Genomic DNA, 21,748 nt, shown 5'->3' with positions numbered 1-21,748 from the left:
AGACAGCTTACTTTCTCAATAGGTTCACTACTGCATTATGCGCTACGGGAAGGTCAGAGTTATATTGTCGGAGTCCAGAGCAATCAGGGTGGATCAGCGCAAGCAGTGTTTTGACAAATTCCTTTTTCTTGCATTGGTAATCATTAACTGGCTGAAAGGTCGATAGCCAGCCATTCACTCTGAGCTCAAAACCCTTACGCCACAGATGGCTGAGCAATTTCATGTGAAGATTCTGAGTCAATGCATAAAGGCGTCGGCGCTCTTCCTGCCCCTGGATTGTCCGGTCGTCAGGTTTTCCGGGGTCTCCTTGAGAGTGCAGCGCTATAAACTGCCGGGCTTTATTCAGGGTAAGCAAAGAGCGTATCAGCAAACCATAAATACGCTCACCGGTGTTTTGGGGGGTATTAAAAAGAATGGTTCGGGGCAAGGCAAATGCCGCTCCTTTTTGCAACTGCTCAGTCAGTGGATCGAGGTTATCGGTGAGAAATTTCAGCGTATCGTTCAACAATCTGGTTTCTTCAGCAAACGACAAACACCACACCGACTTCTTTACGCCGGGAACATGAACGGCCAGTCGTGCCTCGTTTCGATGGGCTACTCTGTCGTCCACGCTGACCTGCAGCCCCATTACCCTGGCACCCAGATCACCGTCTGTCAGATGAATATTGAAAGCTTTTGGCAGTTTAATCGCCGGACATCCCGGGACTGGCCCGATGGTGACACTTTTGGGGATTTCTGAATCTCTGTCAGTATTCAATGCCCGCAGCCGGTCAAACAGGGCTCTGGCAGGCTCTTCTGCCGTGCAGATAAGGTCAATATCGTTGAATGATGAGCAGCGGTTTTGTAAGTAACGGGCATACGAACCGGTAATCAGGATGGGGGGATCGGGATAAGCATCATTGATTACCTGAATAATCTCCAGTGTTTTCAGCGTCAGCGCATTTAACGGCGGCACCTTATTGTCCGGAAGACCCGCTCTGCCCGGAGTGAACGTATTTTCTGCTGTCCCTGTTTCATACCAGTATTCACCGGCCTGGTAAGGGAATGGATGTTCCCTGCGGGGATTGGCCACGGATACTTCTACCGCTTTTTCTCGGCCAGGGTATTCTGAAATCGGGACCACGTCAGGCAGTTGACCTCTATAGCCATATCCGGCGTTATGGACACAGCTGGCTGAATATCTGTTTTCATGACCAAAGCCAGACCGGAAGTTATCTGTGGTCTGTCTATACAATTCAGGTCTATACAGTTCAGGTCTGTAAGCTACCGGGCACTTTCGACGAACGGCGACAGAAGCCGCATGCTGACGGGCAGAGGCTGCGTATCTGTACCGACTATCACAGGCGACAGCATTTTCCCGATTAAACAGAAAATTATTCACTGTACCTGTTTGGTAGTGGCTCTGTTCAAGGCCGCACCCCAAAGCATGGCGCAGTTTACTTCCTTCAGGAAAACCCTTAAGGCATTCCATCACCTGATGTCTTTCGATTCTTCGCCCATAAACAGGCTGTCCAGTGATATAACAGTGTTTCAGGAAAAAGAAATAGATGCGCGAATTCTGAAATGAGGGCCTCAGTGTCTGGATGGATTGCAATACCTGTTCTGCCGACACTCGCTGATGATTAATGGTCAATCCATTCTGCATAGCCATGAATATCAATATACATCGCAACCGTTGTTGCTTATCTTTGACCAATATGCTGTCCAGAAGTTGCCAGGCCTTTTCAATGAGATCCTGAGCATCATTGCTTTCATCGTATCGCCGAGGTTGTTGCAACCTGTGCATCAGGTATTCAATCTGACTTGCGGCATGATTTCCGGGAGCTTCATTAAACGCTGCCAGTACTTTCAGGTTATCCAGATAGCTGCCATTCAATTCTCTGGCATTCAATGCCAACCGGGAATAAAAAATCGCTCTTTCAAGCAACCACCCACCCTGTTCATAATTCTTAACCACGGCATCCGGTGTGACCTGCTGACCATTCAATCGCAGCCCCCTCAGGCAACATTCTGCCTTGAAGCGCCCTAGCTCGAGAGTTGCCCTGGCTGCCTTATAATCCCTGGCCACGGTGTCCGGTGTGACCTGCTGGCCCTTGACCAACAGGCCCCTCAGGCAACATTCCGCTTTGAAACGTGCCAGCTCAAGCATGGCATTGGCTGACTGATAATCCTCAATCACTGCATCAGGGGTAACCAGTCGGCCATTCAACGCCATGCCCTTCAGGCAACACAGTTCCTTAAAGCGCGTTCTTCCCAGCTTGCCACCTGTATCATTATCCGGAAAACTCCTGAACACATCATCCGGCCTGACCTGCTTGCCATTTACTGCCAACCCCCTCAGCCAACACCGTTCCATAAAGTGCGCCAGCCCCAGTACTGATTTAGTGGCCCGGTAACCGTTAACCACCGTATCCGGTGAAACCTGCTGGCCATTCAACAGCAGCCCGCTCAGGCAACAGTCCTCTTGGAAGTGCGCCACTCCGCGTTTGCCTGCCGGACTATCCGGGTAATCCTCCACCACCTCTTCCGGTGTGACCCGCAGGCCACTCAACGGCAGGTCCCTGAGGCAACATTCCCCTTTGAAGCGCGCCAGTTCCAATCTTGCCCCAAGTGCCTGATAGCCCTTAACCACTGCCTCCGGGGTGATCTGTCGGCCATTCAATGGCAGGCGTTTCAGGCAACATTCCGCTTTGAAGCGCGCGATCCCCAGCCAACCTTTCGGATTATCCGGAAAATCCTTCACCACCGCATCCGGTGAGACCTGCTGGCCATTCAACGCCAGCCCTCTCAGGCAACATTCCTCCTTGAAGCGCGCAATTCCCATTTTGCCTTCCGGGCTATCCGGGAAACCCCTGACGACCGCATCCGGTCTGATCGGCTGGCCATTTAACAGCAGTCCCTTCAGGCAGCATTCCGACTTAAAGCGTGCCAGCTCCAGAGTTGCATTAAGGTCCTGATAACCCTTAACTACCTCATCCGGTGTGACCGGCTGGCCATTTAACGCCAGGCCATTCAGGCAGCATTCCGACTTAAAGCGCGCTATCGCTATCTGGTACTTATTCTTTTGATCTGGTTTCCGGTTGAATTCCTGAATCACCTGTTCCGGAGTCACTCTTTTATTGTCATAAAGAATGTTCTGCAGGCAAAGTTTGAGCAGGAAGAAGCCACTTCTAAGAGACGATCTATCATGTCCGTAGGCTGCAAGCACACTGGCCGGGGTGATACGATGTCCATATAATGTTTTTCTCCCCCAGAAGTCATCCTCCGTAAGCTTGCCGTAATCCGGGGGGGCAGCAGCCATTCTATCAGGCTGATAGTTTGCGACCCTTTTACCGTTAAATGTATGTCCGGGGTGTTCTGGCATCCCGCGCAAACCGGCTCTCTGGTCAACCCGGAGAGCAGACTGTGCATGGTAGCAGGTTGGTATTATTGCTTTCAGAATAAAACCCTGCCTGAGGCTATAAACACCGCCGTTTGACCACAAAATGATTATCAGGTTCCATTCCTCTTCTTTATTTCACCTGTTTAAGTAGCTGGCCATATGGAATCATATATTTCTGGCTACTTACTCTATTTCACTGCGGCTCAACCGGATTGTTTGTACCCGAACCTCCCGTTATACTGCGTTCCCTCTTGTTAAATTTCGGGCGGAGACCCCGCCGATATCCCATGACCACAGAAACTACACTCCCTCCGCAGGGCGAAAAATTGCAAAAGATCCTGGCGGGCGCTGGCCTTGGCTCACGCCGTGAGATGGAGCGCTGGATCACTGAAGGACGCATCAGTGTCAACGGTGTCAAAGCCAGCCTTGGCGACCGTGCAGCCCTGGCCGACGTTATTGCCGTGGACGGCCGGGTTATTAAGCTGGATGCTTACGCCTCCGGTATTCGCCGTGTCATCGCTTATAACAAACCGGAAGGCGAAATCTGCAGCCGTTCTGACCAAGAAGGCCGTCCAACGGTCTTTGATAAACTCCCTAAACTGAAGGGCGAGCGCTGGATCTCCATCGGCCGCCTGGACCTCAATACCTCCGGTCTGCTGCTGTTTACCAATGATGGCGAACTGGCCAGCCGCCTGATGCACCCCTCTCATTCCATTGAGCGGGAGTACGCCGTGCGGGTCATGGGTGATATTACCCAGCAGAAAGTGAAAAACCTGTTTGAAGGTGTCGAGCTGGAAGATGGCATGGCTCGTTTTACCGATATTGTGGACTCCGGCGGTACTGGCATTAACCATTGGTTTCACGTCTGTATTCTTGAAGGGCGTAACCGTGAAGTCCGCCGTCTCTGGGAATCCCAGGATCTGAAAGTCAGCCGTTTGAAACGGGTCCGTTTTGGCAGCATGATCATTCCTGATCACCTGCGTCAGGGGCAGTTCCAGGAGCTGGAAAAACAGGACATCGACGCGCTTGCCGCACTGGTAGACCTGTCACCCGCACCCGCCTTCCACAAAAAGCCGCAGGACCGGCTGAAAAAGAACGAAGTGCAGGCCAGGAAAGTCAAAGGCAGTACCAAACGTTTCAGTCCTCATCCGAAAAAGCGTTCCCGCTAGGGAAATCTTCATAATGGCAGCATCCACCCGGCCCTCTCCCTGCGCTTGATGAGGGGGCTGGCGGTTGGCTTCTCATACCCACCTGGCACCGCCTGTCCGTATCATTTTTGCCGTCACCACCAGAAAAAGTGAACTTCATCAATCAGTTGTGATCCTTATACATTACTCACAGCCGTAAGATGATGATATGAACGTAACATCACCGGGCAATCTCCCTGCACACAATATTGGTACGAGTGTAAGTAGAACAACGCAAGGTCCGGATACTGACGCTAACGGCCCAGTGCCAGAAAATCTTATACGCCGCGATTCATTGTCCGTTGATGCACTGTTCCCACATAACGTTAAACTTTTATCGAAATTCTCAGTCATTAAAGTCCGGGAGACCGACCCGGCCGAAATGATCCTGTTGATGAAGCAGGGTAATGTTTCCGATAACCTCTGCTATAAAATTAATGGCGACCTGTTTCCCACTCTCAGCCGGCCCCAGCGCAGCAGGATTCAGTCTGTTCCCAAACATCTGTACGTGGTGTTCAGTGTTGATTTTGAGGGTTTCAGCCAACTGCCGGAGTTACCGCAAAACTTCTTCGTGGGGCGGACCCTCTTCCTTAAGGCTTGCTCCAGCCTCAGGACTCTGCCTGAAAACCTTACCGTAGGACTGAGTGCTGAGCTTAACGAATGCCATAGCCTGGAGACTTTACCGACAAATTTCTTTGTGGGGGAGAACCTTCTGCTCAACGGTTGCACCAGACTTAAATATTTGCCCGATGACCTGATTGTCAGGCGCAGCCTGTTTCTTAACGATTGTTACAATCTGCAAAAACTGCCGGAAAATCTCTCGGTACTGGCGACCCTTAGCCTTATTAACTGCACCAGTCTCCGGGAACTGCCCAATGGTATGAACATACCGGAAAATCTCTACCTTAAGGGTTGTACCAATCTGGAGTGGCTGCCGCAAACCCTCAAGGTGGGCCGAAACCTTACCCTTGAAGGTTGCACTGAACTGAGAATAGCGTCAGATACTCTACTGGAAATAGGTGGCAACCTTATCCTGAAAGATTGCACCAATCTGGGAGAACTGCCTGCCTCAATCAAGCTCGGTGGCGACCTTGATCTCTCTGGCTGCGTTAGCCTGACCTCCCTGCTTCACTGGATTACAGAACTGGGCTGGACGACGGAAAATCAGGAGGTGCGTTTACGCAAGGTTTATCTGGAAAATACCGGGCTGCCAGCAGCGATACTCGCCCAGCTTGAACATGAACCACCAGAAGGCATGCAATTTTATGTAGCTGAACCGCAGGGTGTACCGGAGCGCACATTTAGAACGTTTGAAGAGGCTTTTACATTTTGGGCGAAACTTGCAAAATCTCGCTCCCCAATCCCAATTCTGGATCTGCGGCCTGACCAGATGCAAAGCCTGACTTATTATCTGCAACGCCTGACCGGTACTGCGGATTACCAGAACCGCGTAACACAGCGGATACTGGCCCAGCGAGTGTTAGGAGTCATGTCGCTGCTCAGCAGTAATCAAGAGATTCAGGAAAACGCCCTGATGCGCATACACCATGCCACCAGTACTTGTGACGACCGGGTTATACTGGCTCTGGATGACCTGGAAGCACTGGAGCTGTCCAGATCAGCAGAAGCCATGGCTATGCAGCCGGACAGCGACCCCACAGAATTGCGCGCCCTGGGACGGCAAATGATGATTCTGGATGCGTTGAAAGTAATTGCCAGACGTCATATAAGCACCTTAAATTACGTCAATCCGATTGAAGTGGAGCTGGCTTTTCAAATTGGTTTGCGCAAGCACTTTAACCTGCCGGGCGCAACTCAGTACATGCTGTTCAGAGCCTGTAGCGGGGTTTCCCAGTGGCATATTACCCAGGCCGCCATGGAAATCGAACAGGACTGTACTGAAGATGCCCTGGGGGACTTCCTGAGAACATGGGAACCCTGGCAAAAATACCTGCGCAGCCTGTCCGTTCCAGCCTTCGAGCAGCTCCAGCACAGAGTTGTTGCGCGGATCAGGGAATGTCCGTTCTGCCTGGACAAAACAGAGCAAATGGTTGTCTTTGATGACGACCACTATGATTACCACAGCCTGCGCCGGGCGTTTCTGGAAAACAGCAAGGATCCATTTTTCAAAAAGCCGCTGGACTGGTCAATGGTCTGCCGGCTGACGGAAAAATCACGGGATGCCAGTTAAGTAGCTAACCATATGAAATCACATTCCTGAATATCTGCTCAGCCTTTGATAACAGGTTTCACTGAAATATTGAATGGTTTGTGTTAGGGAGGAACTTTTATAAGAAAGAGCGGTCTTAAGCTGCAATTCAATGATTCAATAATTCAATAATTCAATGGATTTCTTTAGTAGCTTAACTTCATCCGATCTTGCTTTTGACGAACTTTGTTCCGACTCATTAGATTTAATAGAACAAATATATCGATTTGATGCCAGCGAACAATCCTCGACATATCAAGGAATGTCTGTACAGACGCTGGATACTTCTTTTCCTGTTTACTATAACCATTCAGATATAGCCAAAAATAACGCTGATCCTGTTAATTCATTGATTAAATATAGAATTAAACCTCTAACACTTTCAGAGACAGCAGACTGTTTTTGCACTGGTATTCCTCAAATACCACAATCAGTTCTTGATGAATATGTCCCCTGGAAATCTAATGAACCCCATGAACTATCATCAAGAGCGAAATTTCCTCCTATTCAGCAGGTATGCTTATCAGGGAGTGAGCCTGAGATTAGGGAGCCAACACCAGCGAGCCATTCGAATCCAGATTATCCATTAACTAATCTTCCTGACTTACCTTCTAAACCACAATATTTACGACCATATACGGTAGTTAACCCATTAAACCTGAACCAAACTACAAGTGATAACCAAACGACCCAGGCAACAGAAATTGTTGATGATCACTCTTCAATAATTGAGCGCCAAAGGGAGAGCAAAAGGGAGCGCCAAAAGGAGTACCAAAGGGAGAGCATGAGAAAGCTTCGCAAAGATCCCGCTTACGCCGAGCGCGAAAGGAAGCGCAGCAGGGAGCAACAAAGGAAACGCTACCAGAATGACCCTGATTTCGCCGAGCGCAAAAGGACAAGCCAAAGGGCGCGCAAAAGGGCGCGCCAAAAAGAGCGCTACCAGAATGATCCCGATTTCGCCAGGCGCGTCAGAAAACGCAGCGCTGAGTACAATGAGTACAAAAGGAAGCTTGGCAAAGATCCAGCTGCTCAAAATGGCTGCGAAGTTTATGTTTAGAAGGTGGAATTGCTATTACGTTATTGAGCGAAAACACGCCCGGCAGGGCCGGGAGTGCGGGGAGTGCGGGGAGTGTCAGTTGCTCAGATCAATCCGGTACAGGGCAAAACCTATTTCATCCTGTCCCTGCTTTTTCAAGGGATAAGCTGCCCGTTTGGCAATGAAACGTTCCGCGCTTTTGGAGTTACCGGTTTCAAAGGTAATGTTCAGTTTTTTGTCTGACTTGATGGGTGCCAGGCACCAGTTGTTGTCAGCACTTGGAATCACCTGACCGTTCTTTTTGGTCTGAGCCGTAATATACGCAGAAAGAACAGTTCGGTTTTCATCAGGAGAAGCAAACGCGACGAACTTATCCCCCGTTCCGGCAAAGTTACCACCGCCGTAAGCGCGATAGTTGTTGGTAGCGATAATAAATGCCTGATCTTCTTTCACCGGTTTACCCTGGTAAGTCAGGTTGATGATACGGTGAGAGTCGTTTACCTGAATACCGTTGGCATCAAAACGGGCGGGCTGGGTCACATCAATCTGATAATCAACCCCATCCATCACGTCAAAGTTGTAAGTCTGGAAACCATCCCAGTTCAGCAGAGGTTGTGGTTCGGTACTGTCAGGATTGATCTGATTGAACTGACCTGCAGAGCGCTCCAGCCAGTTTTTCACCTCTTTTCCGGTGACTTTCAGGGCAACCAGTGTATTGGGATAGAGGTACAGGTCGGCAGCATTACGGAAGGTCAGGGTGCCTGCTTCCACTTCGGTGTAGCCGGTCGGATCATTTTTACGACCACCGGCTTTGAACGGGGCAGCAGCGGAGATAACAGGAATACCTTCCAGATCAGGATCGCCCTGGATAAAGCGCTCAACGTAATCTCTCTGTGCATTGTTCACGATCTGCACGGTGGGGTCGTCCTGCACCAGTGCCAGATAGCTGTACATCTGGTCAGAAGCCTTGCCGATAGGCTGGTTAACAAATTCCAGGGTGCCCTGGTGCTCTGCTTTGATGATGTTAACGATGTCCCGGTAAGACTTAGCCTTGGAGCTATTGGTCCTGGTATTAAAAATAGCGCGTGTGGTTGCCCGGGCATCAACCACTTCCCATTTGCCACTGCGGTTGTCCAGTGTCAAATCAACCAGCCCCAGATGGCTGCCCCAGCGACCCGGCATAACCGCAGGTACGCCGTTGATCGTCCCTTTTTCCACATCGACGCCGGGGATCTCAGCATAAGCCTCTGCCGGAAAAACGCCGTGGGAGTGACCAAACATCAGGGCATCGATGCCTTCCACCAGAGATAGATAGTAGGTGGAGTTTTCCGCCATGGCTTTGTAGGGCTCGCTGCTCATGCCGGAGTGTGGAATGGCAATGATAATATCAGCCCCTTCGGCTTTCATTTGTGGCACGAATTTTTTAGCCGACTCAACAATGTCGTGAGCGACCACTTTTCCTTCGAGATGCTTACGGTCCCACTGCATGATCTGTGGTGGTACGAAACCGATGTAGCCAACCTTGACGGTCTGCAGCTTGCCATCGGAATCCTTAAACTGCTGGCTCTTGATAAGATAAGGCTGGTAGAGGTTTTTGCCGGTTTTGGCATCCACCACGTTAGCACTTATATAGGGGAAGCGGGCATCATTAATGGCTTCATTGAGAAAGTCCAGACCGTAATTGAACTCGTGGTTGCCTATGTTGCCTACGTCATAGTCGAGCAGGTTCATGGCTTTGTAGACCGGGTGCATATCCCCCTGTTCAAGGCCTTTGTCGGCCATGTAATCGCCCATTGGCGAGCCCTGCAACAGATCGCCATTGTCCACCAGAACACTGTTGTCAACTTCGGCACGGGCCTGTTTGACCAGTGTTGCGACACGGGCAAGTCCAAACTGTTCGGTGGGCTTGCCCTTGTAATAATCAAAATCCATGACATTGGCGTGAAGGTCGGTTGTTTCAACAACCCGGAGGTCAATCGTAGCGGCGGAGGTCAGACCACTGACAGAAACCAGGGCAGCAAAGACAGCCATGGAAACAGGGGAGCGTCGAAAGTACATGCAAAACCTTTCATTCAATGATTGCTGAGCAAGACGGTGAACCGTCGTATCACCAAATTACAAAAAACGCATAGTACAGCAGCTTCGCTTTGAGTATCTATCAGGATTTTCAGGTTTATTCTTAAACTGGAGTCTGGACAAACTCCTCCGCTTCGATTTGCAGCCGCGCTGCTATTTCCGCCTGCCGTTGTCCGGCAGGCTTGCCATGCACGGCCCCCAAACTGCCCAGCGCCACCTGGACAATGATCTCTTCTTGCAGGTCACTGTCCAGCTTCTGGTTGATAAAATACTGCGGCAACTGCTCGGCGACTTCTGCCTTGATGGTTTTATAAGCACTGAGCATGTCGTTTATGGTGCCCCGGTCGTACTGGTGCTGCTGGAACACTGGCGGCCGGGCGCACTCTGCGACCTCCCGGCAGGATCGCTGGCTGGCATTGTCCCGGGTTGGCAGCAGGTCAATAATGTGTGCCACCAGTTGTTGCGCCTCGTCGTATTGCCCGGCCACCTTGCCAGCAGTGACCATCGACATCAGCTTCAGGCGGTTCATCGCCTCTTCCTGCACCCCCATCTTGCTGTCGTACAGGGCGGTGAACCGTTGCCAGGCACTCTGGCTGTCTCTCGGAGCCGGATCATCCCACTGGGGCTCCAGTCCAAAACAGTCCGGCATCCTTGTCATTGACTGGATAGCCTGTTGCTGCTGCTGGTCCGACAGCGCCAAGAAGGATGCCCGGGCCGAGCCATAATCACCCGCTTCCAGCTGGCTGAGGCAGGTATTACCCGCCTGAACGGCCCCCGGACTGGTAACCGGGGTCAGCCGTTGTTCCAGTCGCTGGAACAGCTTATCGCGGCGGCTGCTGTAGTTGCCACTGCTGGTGCCCAGCCAGTCTGGCAGCTGGCTGAACAATCCCCTCGAATGCTGGGCAAACACAAACCCTCTTTGCAGTTCCTGAAACTGGCTGGCCCGGTCAACAATGGCATCGCGCAGTGCGCCACTGAGTAACGGGCCGGCGTCCGCCGATTCTGCGGTCATTTGTTCCAGTTGACGGTCTGCCATGGCGTTCAGCATGCACTGGCCAAGATCTCTGGCCGGGCCTGACTGGCACGGCCGGGTTTGCTCCCCGCCAAAGAAGATGGCATCGCCATCGGTGCCCCGGACCCGTCCGCTGCTGTCGAAAATATTGGCGGCGCGCTCATGTTCCACCCCCAGTCTGGGCGAGAACAATACTTCCATCAGAAACTCCTCGGTGCAGCGGGCCGGTTGCTCCTCATTGGTGACCATGGCGATGGCCATATTCAGCAGGTCATCGGTTTGCCAGGCAGCATCCGGCTGAATCCGCTGCAGCCTGAGCTGCTGCAGAAACGCCGACACTTCGTTGTGCAGTTGCCGGGCCACCCGCATGCTGCCGGTGAGCAGCCGCATGCCCGGCAAGCAGTCAAAGGGCTGTGCTGCCGTATCAGTCTGGGGCCTCTCACCATGAGCCAGTGTGTCAGGTTGGATGGGACGGTCCGTGGCCCGGGATACCAGCAGCCCGGCCAGAGCCAGGCTGTTGTTGACGCTGTGCGTCGCCGGCCTGACTCTGCTGGTCGGCCGGTTGTCGGCACCATTATTAGTATTAGTAGACTCCTGTCGTTGATGGCTTTGCCCGGCAGTGATCTGCGCTGCTCCCTGCGGTTGCTCAGCGGTGGCCCGGGTGCCGCCGGTCAGCCAGGACAGGCCATGACGCAGCACCGACAACAGCCCCCCGTGGCGGGCGGCGCCGGCAGTGGCCGGGTCACGGTGGTCATTGGCAATCGCTTCCTCATCCGGGGGAGGCGTCGGCTTGCCGGAGAGATGGCCGTCCAGCTGGCGACGTTTGCGCGAGTCAACCTTGCACGACTGGATCTCCCCCTCCAGGAAAGACTCCGCAAAGGTATCGGGCTCCTGGAATATATCGATAAAATCAGCGGGAAAACCCGCCCGGCCTTCCAGTTCACCCAGCCCGGCCAAGTACCCGACTTTCTCATCCCGGATGAGCCGGTCGACAGCGTCCATGTCGCCACGAACCACCGTGGCTGGCGGCAAGGTGAACTCATCACCGGCGACGGTGGTATTACCGATGATCTGCAACAGGTGACGATCAGTCTGTGGCGGGCGCAGATCATTATCGTCGTCACCGATGGCCAGGTTATCCAGATAGTCCTCCACCCCCTGCAGAACGTCCTGCAACGGTGCGGACAACCCGGACGGGCTACCCAACAGATCTTTGACCGTGTTCTCCAGCCCCCGGGCGCTGAATCCCCGCAACAGCGGTAACTCTTCCTCCTCCCGGGGGAATCCGGTGGCTTTGATCATATTAAAACGGGCTTCTGCGTACTGTGAATACAGGTTCAGGAACTGGTTGACCAGATCATCGATCATGGCCTTCCGGGTGGGGTTCTCACTGCTGGCATCCGGCCCCATGGTCAGGTTTTGGGAGGCATCATGACGAATATACTGATCGGCCAGGCGGAGGTCCGACAGGAACGTGTTCCTGAGTGTCTGGTCCATAGTCTGCAGGCCCTGGGCACAGCAGACCAGTCGTTCCTGCGACCGGTCGAAGTTCTTCACTGCCCGGGTATTGGCACTTTGGATTTTGCTGAGGCGCTGGCCATAGGTACGGTAGGAGCGGGCAGCACGGTTGGCGTACAGTTTCAGCAGTTGTTTCCCGGCGGCCGTGATTTCAGGTGCCCGGTCGGCAGCCCGGGCCAGCAGTTCGCTCAGCGCCGAGGTGTCGGCCAGCCCCTGCTCGCTGGTCGGACAGGGAAGTTCCTTGCCATACAAATGATTTTGCAAATCCGTCGTATTGTCGAACACGTCGCTGAACATCTCGAAACGCAGATCCCTCAGTGTTCGTGTGTTCTGAAAGTAGGCTTTGCGCTCGGCCAGGATGAGTTGATTGATCACGTTCACATCCCGCTCGTCCAGCATGGCTGGCGGCAGGTCAAACTCATCATCCGCTACCCGGACATTTTCCAGCGTCTGCTGCAGTGCGGTATCCGGCTGCGTGAGACGCCTGTCGTTGGCGCGGTGACCCTCATGGTCACGGGCCAGAGTGCTATTAAGCGTTTGCAGCACCTCCCGGATGGGGGCCGACATCCGGGCCGATCTCGCCAGCAACCCGGTAACGGCCCCGGCAACGGCCCCGGCATGGTAACCGTGGAAGCGATCATCCTCTGCCGCCTCACCTGCGAACCCGGTGGCCCTGACCATGTCAGAACGGGCAGCGCTGTAGAGCGCATACAGGTTCCGGAACTGGTTGGCCAGATTCCTGGTGACCAACCCTTCGGTGGCGCGCTGGCCCGGGGTAGCGCCGGGTTGGCGGTCATCCTGATCGTCATCATAGCCAAGGTACTGCCCCGCAGTACTGGTCATGTTCAGGAAACTGTCCCGGAGCTGCCTCTCCAGTGTCTCCAGCAGGTTGACGCAGCACACCTGTCGTTTTTGTGGCCAGGTTATGGAGTCTGACTCCTCGACGGGTATGGCGTCCATAATTTCCCGGTTCTGATGCTTTATGGCCTCGCTCTGGTGGGCATACCCGTCATAGATTGCCGTGGCCTGGTCGGCATACCCCTTCAGCAGTTTCCGCTCAGTCACGGTGAACGGTGACTGTGCCGGAGGGCGGGAAAGCAGCGGTGCCAGGGCCGATGTGTCGTCGTCCAGTCCCGATTCGCTGTAATAGCAGGGAGCGGTGTCGTCATTCGGTAACTCTTCATCATAAACTGTGGGGTTCTCAAGGATCTCCCGGTAATTAACCGGGAAGTCTTCCCACTTTCTATATACCCCCATCCTGGTAATGAAACGGTCCGACTCAGCCTGGATGATCCGGTTGATCGCATTAAGGTCTCCGCGTTCCAGCCAGCCCGAGGGCAAGGTGAACTCATGATCGGCGACGGTGGTATTGTGTATCACCGACGACAGTTGTTCATCGGGCCCGGGGGTGCGCAGCACGTTACCGTCGTTGAGGCGCTTCTCCGTGATCTGCCTGCCCAGATAGTCCGCCACCCCCTCCAGAACCTCCCGGAACGGTGCGGACACCCCGGAGGCATCACGCAACTGGGCATTGACCGTGTTATCCATGCCCTGGGCATTGAATCCCCGGAAAAGCCCGGCCTCGGAGGTCTCTTCCTTGGCAAACCCGGTGGCCAGGATCATCTCGGACCGCGCCTGTGCCAGCCGTGAGTACATAGTCAGGAAGCGGTTGGCCAGGTTATCAACGATGATCTCCCTGGCCGGGCTTTCCCCGGGCGCTTGCGGGTTCATGGTCAGACCACGGCTGGCATCATAGCTGATGCATTGCTGGGCAAGGCTGCTGATGGTCAGGAAGTTATCCCGGAGCAGTTTGTCCATGGCCCGCAGGCCGTGGGCACAACACACCAGCCGTTCAACGGGCCATTCCAGATAGATCCGACCGTTGATTGTTATCTCTCCACCTCTGCGATTGATAGCCTCCAGCGCCTTGACACTTTTATCCTGGATGTCGTTTATCTGCCCCATATAGCGTTCATGGATCGCCTGGCCCCGGTCGGCATAAAGTTTCAGCAGTTTTTTGCCCTGCGGGCCCACCTGCGGCGGGCGACTGTTGGTGACGGAGGCGGTGGGGGTCGCAACCGGCCCGGCAGGCGTACTGGAAACCAACCGGGCGGTGTCGGTTGCAGCATCGTCTGGGGCAGAGGACGATGGACGTGTGGTGTCAGAGGTGGTTTGTACGACAGACGACGCTGTTTTTAACGATGTTGACGGTTCTTTTGTAATCTCTGATAAGTCTTCTGATGCCCCGGTGGCATCTATCGACGAACTCATCTCCGGTGAGACCCGGGCCATTGTGCTGGGCGACAATGGCTGAGTGCTTGCTATCCCGGATGGCGTCAGTGACACATCGGTGGTATTGATCGACGAACTCAGTTCCGGTGAGAACGGAGCCGTAGTGTTAGATGACAATACCTGAGTGCTTGCCATGCCTGACGGAGTCACCGACACATCGGTGGTATTCACCGACGAACTCAGTTCCGGTGATAACGCAGCCGTGGTGTTGGATGACAGTGCCTGTGTGCTTGCCATGCCTGACGGAGTCACCGACACATCAGTGGTATTCACCGACGAACTCAGTTCCGGTGAGAACGCAGCCGTGGTGTTAGATGACAGTGCCTGAGTACTTGCCATCCCGGATGGGGTGATGGACACATCGGTGGTATTCACCGACGAACTCAGTTCCGGTGAGAACGGAGCCGTAGTGTTGGATGACATTGCCTGAGTGCTTGCCATGCCTGACGGAGTCAGTGACAGATCAGTGGCATTCATCGACGAACTCAGTTCCGGTGAGAACGGAGACGTAGTGTTGGATGACGGTGTTTGAGTGCTTGCCATCCCTGATGGGGTCATCGACACATCGGTGGTATTCACCGACGAACTCAGTTCCGGTGAGAACGGAGACGTAGCGTTGGATGACGGTGTTTGAGTGCTTGCCATCCCTGATGGGGTCATCGACACATCGGTGGTATTGATCGACGAACTCAGCTCGGGTGAGAACGGAGCCGTAGTGTTGGATGACAGTGTCTGAGTGCCTGCCATGCCTGACGGAGTCAGTGACACATCGGTGGTATTTATTGACGAACCCGGTTCCGGTAAGAACGCAGCCGTGGCACTGGATGATGACGCCTGGGTGCCTGCCATCCTTGATGGAGTCAGTGACACATCGGTGGTATTCATCGACGAACTCAGTTCCGGTAAGAACGCAGCCGTGGCACTGGATGATGATGCCTGGGTGCCTGCCATCCCTGATGGAGTCAGTGACACATCGGTGGTATTGATCGACGAACTCAGTTCCGGTAAGAACGCAGCCGTGGCACTGGATGATAACGTCTGGGTACCTGCCATCCCTGATGGGCTCAGTGATGCCTCAGCAGTATTGATCGACGAACTCATTTCCGGTGAGATCCGGGCCATCGATGACAATGCCTGAGTGTTTGCTGCTCCGGACGGGCTAAGTGAACTCTCTGTGGCATTAGCGAACGAACCGGACCCGGATGAGGCTAAAGCGGCGAAACCGGACGACACTGCCTGGCTACTTGCCGCCTCTGACGAACTCAACGACGCCTTGACAGTATTAACCGACAAACCTGACTCTGCCCCAATTGGAGCTGTGGTATTGGCAGGTAATGCCTGAGCACGGGTGCTCTCTGACTGGCGTGGTGCACTGGCCAGCGAACTCAACCCGGGTGCCAACACAGGTGCGGAGGTATGCGGCCATAAAGCCGTCGATAACAATGCTTCTGAGGCGTCTGCATGGCTGGAACTGCCCTCAGATGCCGCTATGGACGTTAGCAGTCCGGCTTCACTGGTTGTGGCAGCAGAAGCCATTGCAGGGGTAATATCAGCCCGTTCTGTCACGGTTACAGCCGTGGTTGATACACTGGTCGATGCCGGTGGCTGCAGGGTGCTGGTCTCCGGCGCGATGGTGGCCAATGCATGCATGTCAGACGCGATGGTGGCCAATGCATGGATATCAGAAGACACCACCGCCTGTGCACCGGTTGCCGATGGGATCGCAACAGGCTACTGTTGTCGGCAACCACTCCGGGATTGCTGCCTGGCCTGCCCGTAGCCGGTTGCCGACCCGTGACGGGCGGCTGGCCGGTCGTTAACAATCCACTGGTGGGCGTGGTTCTCCTGTTACCACTGCCACCGGATGAGTCACCATGACCGGATTTGTCTTTGTCCGATGAATCATCATCACTATCACCCCCGCCTCCCTTATTCTTATTCTTCTCATGCTCTACCAGTTCGTAAACTTCATAACCTATCCAACCGGCAACGCCGAGTGCCACCGCTGCAGCAATGGCCATAATTACTACTTCTGCTGTTGCGATCCCGACTCCGGCACCCAATGCCTGGGCAAAACCGGCCATCAGGCCGGATGCAGATAATCCAATAACGCCTCCTTTAATTATCCTTCGTACGGCCTTTTCATACACATCTTCGGCGAGACAACGGCCCAAGCCAGTCCCGGCTCTTTTACGACGACACGCGGGTTGTTTTATTTTGCCACTACCGTCTTTTTCATGGATCCAGTCGCTGCCACCGGGCCCATGGTCTGGCGGGGCAGGTGCCTTGTCCAGCAGATCCTTAACACTACTTTTGAGCCCGTCACCCAGGGAGCTCAGAATATCGGCCTCTGACATAAACTCCTCTAATGCATCCTCAATGCTGGCCGCTGCATCTTCCGCCGCCGCTTCGCCCCCTTTCGAGATCAGTCTTTTTATAAATGCGCCGCTAGCCACCACACCTAAAGTTCCGGCGACGCTACCCACCGCAATTCCGGCCTTGGTTCCCGCGCTTAAACCTTGATCGGTGCCACCGGAGGGCTGGCCACCGGACGATTGGGGAACAGCGGATGGGTCAGCCAACAGCGCCGCTCCGGGAACCTCCGGGGCAATAGCATTGATGGCATCGCGCAACACCATCATCTGCATCGAATATTGAAAGTCGTCCAGATTAGACGCGCCCTGGGCCACCCCGGAAGAACCGGGTACCGGGTCCGGCTGCACTCCAGGGCTCGCTTTGGCCCGGGCAAGCAGGCTTCGACTGGTTTTGGCCATAAGGTGAGCATTCAGTATTTTGACGGCATCCGGTACCGGGACATTATGGGCCAGAGCATCGTCAAGCACACTGATCACTTCCCGCATTTGCATAATCAGTGGATCGGCTGTGGTTACCTTAAGGCTTGAGGGTGGAGGTTGCAGGTCCTGTTCAGTCAGTTTCTGGCTTAATTTCAGTTTATTAAGCCCCGCTGGACTGGTCACCTTGTTAATGTATTCTTTGGCCAGGGCCTTCGTGGCCGCTTTGTCGAGGGCTTCAAGTTCCGTTACCGGCTTGGTCAGGATCTGTTTTAACGTTAAGGCCGAGGTAGGAATGGGAGCCAGGTCAGCCCACTCGGTTATTTCTGCGTCGGTGGGTTGATAAAGGTGCCCGATACCTCTTCCGTCGGCAATCTGCGCTGACTGAGTCAATCCAAGACCGTATTCCTGAGCCAGCGGTCTCAGCATGCGCATGGCCCTTGCGACCAAGTGTTCCATTGAATCGGCGCTGGCAGTAAGCAAATAGCCTGCGATATCAGAAGTGGTCAGGGACAGTTGATTATTCACTCTTTGCATTTTTGCAAATATGACATGTTCGGTATGGGGGCAGACGCTAAACAGAACAGTAACATCGTCTCCTGCCGGTAACTGATTTGCCTTCGCATTGAACGCTGCAACCATCTTTGACAGCATTGACCGGATTGTAAGAAACACCTGTGAACCATTCGTTCTAAGCGAAAATGCATCAAGTTTCTGGTGTATTTTACTAAGGTAATAGCTGGCACTTTTCAGGCCCAGGGTACGCCATAAACTTACGGGGGAAGTTAGACTATCTTTAAGCGCAATTTCCTGTAGGGTCGTCCTGACAAGAGCGGGTAATCGAGCATATCCGGCACCCAGGAAAATAGCATTGACCAGAGTATTTAAAGAGCTGCTAACAGAAATTCCCAACTGGCTGGCAACGGTTAATGAAACCACATCCGCCAAACAAACGCCTTCTTCGAACTGCTGATTACGCATCATTAATCGCAAAGGGTTCCAGATTAAACAGAAATTTGTGAGATCAGCTATTTGCATCGTAAAAGTTGACGGATTGGTGGTCCCCAGATTTATCCGTTGGAGATATTGAATCATGTTACGAACCATGACCCTGAGCGATTCCATCATGTCTCTTAATTGTGGCGGAGCAACAGCGCTAAAGTATGAGAGGGCGTTAACTTTAAACACTAATCTGCCAAGTGCCTCGAAGTCATTACTCCACAGTAATTCAAAGACCTCGCTCTCATATTGCTGCAAATGATTGGCCATCTCCAGCGGCTGCCGGAGTTGATTGGTAAGCGCTATTGCATCCGGGTCTCCCGCAACGCCACGCTGCACCGTAAGGGTAAATTCTTTGCGCATTGCAGAAAAACCCCGTAAAAACTCCATCAGTTGCGGGACCATGTCGTCTGCGGTAACGGCCTCTTCAACCTCTATCAGCCGGCTGATTCTGCTTAAGAAATCCGGCTCCGAAAGGATCATTCTTTTGGAACGATGGTGAGGGGCTACTGTCGTTGAGCTGGTATTCCGGTCAGGCGCGATTGTGGTGTTGAACTCATGGATAATGTCATCCACCCCGGCTGCTACGATATCGAAATAGTGACGAGCGACATCAGGGAAAGTGGCATTAGGGAAAGTGCCATTAGTGAACGTGCCATTGAGCATTTGGGCGAAGGCTTCAATGCCCTCGAGCAGCATATATCCGGCAAAATTCCTGGCACTGTCCTTAACAAAGGTGACTAATTCCGTGAAGTTAAGGGCCGGAAACAGTTCTTGAAAGTAAACCAGGTCATTTTCGAACATGCCAAGATTGGTTGATTTGGCCATATCGTCCACTATGGCGGTCAGCTGCTGATCCAGTGTTAAATTGGTAGCGGCCATCGAACTGGACAGGGCCTGGGTGGTCCTGGCGGGCGCGATGTCGGTGATGCCGCCCAATGAGTGTGCCGGGATAATACTGTCAGTCCAGGGTGGCAGGGTGTTAACCAGTGAGGGAGTGCTCGCCGGTAGTAGTATCGGGCTGTTGGCGATGCTTGCAGAGGCAGAATCCTGAACAGTCGGGTCTGCATAACTAAACGGTGTTGTTTGTGTCGGGCTTGCATAATTAAACGACGTTGTATCCATACCAATCGGACTGGCAACAACCGAAACAGAACCGGGATTGTCTGTTGTTGACGTTGCCGATGCATTGGCAGCAACAGCGCCCTTGCCGGAACCGGTCAGGCTGGACCGGGCTGGGAAAGCCGTGGTGGCATTCATGGCAGTTGCCGAACTGTGCAGCGAAGGCAATGAATGGATACCCGTTGCATGGGTAGAGGCGGCACCCGAGCCGGATAACCCCATGGACGTTGCCGAATATTCACCGGTTTCACCCATATCATTGATACTTACACTTGTGGCGGAAAGCCCTGCTGAGCCAGAAGCATGGGAGTGGCTGGAGACGCTGGCTGCCAGGGGATTGCTCACTGAGCCGGACAGGCTGGCTGGCCAATGAGCGCCGGTTGCCGTAAAACCGGAGTCCGTCGTTTTGACAGAGCCTGCTGCATCGTGGGCAGTAGCGGTAATGGACTCTGATAAACTGTCTGATGAACTCACAGCAGTCTTGTAATCACTGCTGGACTTACCCTGAGTAGCTGCTGGGGATCTGGCCAGGCTGGATGTTGCCAGGTATGCACTGGTGATTGCTGTTAACACCGACGCCGACGCCTGTACCGAGCCTGATTCGCTGTTCACAGACGGACTGTTAGCGGACGTTGCCGAAGCATCGTTATCAGAGACACTATCCTTTATTGCTTCCGACATTGACTCCGACATTGACTCCGAAATAGTGGCCGTTGCCGTGTGCATGCTACCTGCGTTGGCAGATGTTGAAGGGTTTGTCGGATTTGAACTGCTGGCCGAATCGGTTATTGAGGTTGCGCTACTTATTGAACCCGATGCGCTTTCAGATGATGCTGAAGCTTTTGCCGGAATTGAACTGCTGGCCGAAGTTGTTTTTGAGGTGGCGCTATTTAGTGAACCAGCAGGACTTTCAGATGTCGATGCAGATGTCGATGCTTTTGCTGTGTTTGAACTGCTGGCCGAGGCGTTGATTGAGGTGGTGCTATCTATTGGAGCAGCGGCGCTTGAATGAATTGACTTTGTCTGCCTGGATGAGAATGAAGAACTGGCAGACTGAACCAAATGGCTGGTTTGATCCTGGCTACCTGGTGCAAGCGTCGTCTTCCCTGTCTTTTTATTATTAGCCACTTGACGTGAGTGAAACACTCTGGTTGGTTTAGCACGACCATGAGGAAATTTTTTTTCATCAGGATTTTTTTCATCAGGATTTTTTTCATCAGGATTTTTTTCATCAGGATTTTTTTCATCAGGATTTTTTTCATCAGGATCATGAAGGAATCTTTGATCAGGCAGAAAACCCGGATTAGTTGGTTGAGTTGGAGGTGGAAGATGCATTGCTTAATTAACCCGTCAGTTGACTTTTATTCATTTCAGATTGATGAAAAAATATCCAACTTTACAAAATTTGCAAATATTCGAGAGAGAAAATTATACGGCCAGGGAGTGACAAATAAGGATCATTTATTATTAAAAACTGATATTTAAAAGCCGATTCCCAAAGAGCCTACTGGACAAAACAACTGTATTTATATACAGTTCATAAACCCAATACAGGAGGAAGCCCATGTCCATTACCCCCATGTGGCGAGTTGACCGGGACGGAAGCATGTTTACTGATAAGAAAGCCGCAGAAGAACACGATCGGATGCTGGAGCTGGCAGATGGCATCACTGGTATGCTGGAAGCCAATTTCAAGATCGATGAACAACTGGCGGAAGAGATCGGTCTGCTGCTGTCACGAAACAAGGATATTCTTGCCAAAGCCTTTAAAGGCAAACCTGAAATCCTGCAGGAGATCAAACTGGAGAGCGAACCTGCAGAAAACAACACCGTAGATATTCGTGAAGCGATTGCCTGATACTGATAAGCCACAGAGGCGTGATGTTGCTCATAGTGAAATATCCTTTGTGGTTGGTTACCAATCACATTTTATGAATACTTAAATTAACAGCTGATTCGGTACTTTTCATAGGCTAGTAAATGTTTTCAATGTAATTGATGGGTTCCTCCTATCAATGACTCCCGGGTTCCGTTCGTCCTGAGCGGAGTCGAAGGGCGTACACACCATACCCTGAATAAAGACTGTGCCAATCACCCTTCGACTCTGCTCAGGGTGAACGGAG

General features: G+C 52.9%; 11 protein-coding genes. 7 read left to right on the top strand and 4 right to left on the bottom strand.

Annotated features, from left to right (window positions below; all coding sequences use genetic code 11):
• Positions 1-7: 7 nt before the first annotated feature.
• A complete protein-coding gene (locus tag O3276_RS25190; protein ID WP_269673769.1) occupies positions 8-3,484 on the bottom strand; it encodes a hypothetical protein in 3,477 nt (1,158 codons plus the stop codon).
• Between the two features lie 185 nt (positions 3,485-3,669).
• Between O3276_RS25190 and rluB the strand changes: the two genes are divergently transcribed.
• The 3 genes from rluB to O3276_RS25175 all read left to right on the top strand — a co-directional run bounded on the left by rluB (position 3,670) and on the right by O3276_RS25175 (position 7,835).
• Entirely contained in the window at positions 3,670-4,551 is an 882-nt protein-coding gene (gene rluB, locus O3276_RS25185; protein ID WP_269673768.1) for a 23S rRNA pseudouridine(2605) synthase RluB, read from the top strand.
• Between the two features lie 187 nt (positions 4,552-4,738).
• A complete protein-coding gene (locus O3276_RS25180) occupies positions 4,739-6,760 on the top strand; it encodes an NEL-type E3 ubiquitin ligase domain-containing protein (protein WP_269673767.1) in 2,022 nt (673 codons plus the stop codon).
• Between the two features lie 154 nt (positions 6,761-6,914).
• Entirely contained in the window at positions 6,915-7,835 is a 921-nt protein-coding gene (locus O3276_RS25175) for a hypothetical protein (protein ID WP_269673766.1), read from the top strand.
• 75 nt (positions 7,836-7,910) lie between these two features.
• Here the strand turns inward: O3276_RS25175 and O3276_RS25170 are convergent, their stop codons facing one another.
• Both O3276_RS25170 and O3276_RS25165 read right to left on the bottom strand, forming a co-directional pair.
• On the bottom strand, positions 7,911-9,872 hold the full coding sequence (locus O3276_RS25170) for a bifunctional 2',3'-cyclic-nucleotide 2'-phosphodiesterase/3'-nucleotidase (RefSeq protein ID WP_269673765.1): 1,962 nt from the start codon (positions 9,870-9,872) through the stop codon (positions 7,911-7,913).
• 121 nt (positions 9,873-9,993) lie between these two features.
• Entirely contained in the window at positions 9,994-15,459 is a 5,466-nt protein-coding gene (locus tag O3276_RS25165) for a hypothetical protein (protein ID WP_269673764.1), read from the bottom strand.
• Between O3276_RS25165 and O3276_RS25160 the strand changes: the two genes are divergently transcribed.
• Together O3276_RS25160 and O3276_RS25155 are read left to right on the top strand one after the other, a co-directional pair.
• Positions 15,458-15,850: a hypothetical protein gene (locus tag O3276_RS25160; RefSeq protein WP_269673763.1), complete on the top strand. Its 393-nt coding sequence runs from the start codon at positions 15,458-15,460 to the stop codon at positions 15,848-15,850. The two genes, O3276_RS25165 and O3276_RS25160, sit on opposite strands and share 2 nt — an antisense overlap.
• A gap of 36 nt (positions 15,851-15,886) precedes the next feature.
• Positions 15,887-16,054, top strand: coding sequence for a hypothetical protein (locus tag O3276_RS25155; protein WP_269673762.1), 168 nt, complete (start codon positions 15,887-15,889; stop codon positions 16,052-16,054).
• Between the two features lie 226 nt (positions 16,055-16,280).
• Here O3276_RS25155 and O3276_RS25150 read toward each other — a convergent pair whose 3' ends face one another.
• Positions 16,281-20,198, bottom strand: coding sequence for a hypothetical protein (locus O3276_RS25150; protein WP_269673761.1), 3,918 nt, complete (start codon positions 20,196-20,198; stop codon positions 16,281-16,283).
• Between O3276_RS25150 and O3276_RS25145 the strand changes: the two genes are divergently transcribed.
• Entirely contained in the window at positions 20,182-20,637 is a 456-nt protein-coding gene (locus O3276_RS25145; RefSeq protein ID WP_269673760.1) for a hypothetical protein, read from the top strand. The two genes, O3276_RS25150 and O3276_RS25145, sit on opposite strands and share 17 nt — an antisense overlap.
• A 552-nt stretch (positions 20,638-21,189) precedes the next feature.
• Positions 21,190-21,483, top strand: coding sequence for a YebG family protein (locus tag O3276_RS25140; protein WP_269673759.1), 294 nt, complete (start codon positions 21,190-21,192; stop codon positions 21,481-21,483).
• Positions 21,484-21,748 lie beyond the last annotated feature (265 nt).

Origin of the sequence: Endozoicomonas sp. GU-1, assembly GCF_027366395.1 — a bacterium.
Taxonomy (GTDB): Bacteria; Pseudomonadota; Gammaproteobacteria; order Pseudomonadales; family Endozoicomonadaceae; genus Endozoicomonas.
The sequence above is the reverse complement of the archived record's forward strand: the minus strand, read 5'-3'. Positions and strand labels throughout refer to the sequence as shown.

What these genes read in the sequence shown, in the direction of transcription:
- rluB (WP_269673768.1), top strand. Translation starts at nt 3,670, where the DNA reads ATGACCACAGAAACTACACTCCCTCCGCAGGGCGAAAAATTGCAAAAG.
- O3276_RS25180 (WP_269673767.1), top strand. Translation starts at nt 4,739, where the DNA reads ATGAACGTAACATCACCGGGCAATCTCCCTGCACACAATATTGGTACG.
- O3276_RS25175 (WP_269673766.1), top strand. Translation starts at nt 6,915, where the DNA reads ATGGATTTCTTTAGTAGCTTAACTTCATCCGATCTTGCTTTTGACGAA.
- O3276_RS25170 (WP_269673765.1), bottom strand. Translation starts at nt 9,872, where the DNA reads ATGTACTTTCGACGCTCCCCTGTTTCCATGGCTGTCTTTGCTGCCCTG.
- O3276_RS25160 (WP_269673763.1), top strand. Translation starts at nt 15,458, where the DNA reads ATGCCTGACGGAGTCAGTGACACATCGGTGGTATTTATTGACGAACCC.
- O3276_RS25165 (WP_269673764.1), bottom strand. Translation starts at nt 15,459, where the DNA reads ATGGCAGGCACTCAGACACTGTCATCCAACACTACGGCTCCGTTCTCA.
- O3276_RS25140 (WP_269673759.1), top strand. Translation starts at nt 21,190, where the DNA reads ATGTCCATTACCCCCATGTGGCGAGTTGACCGGGACGGAAGCATGTTT.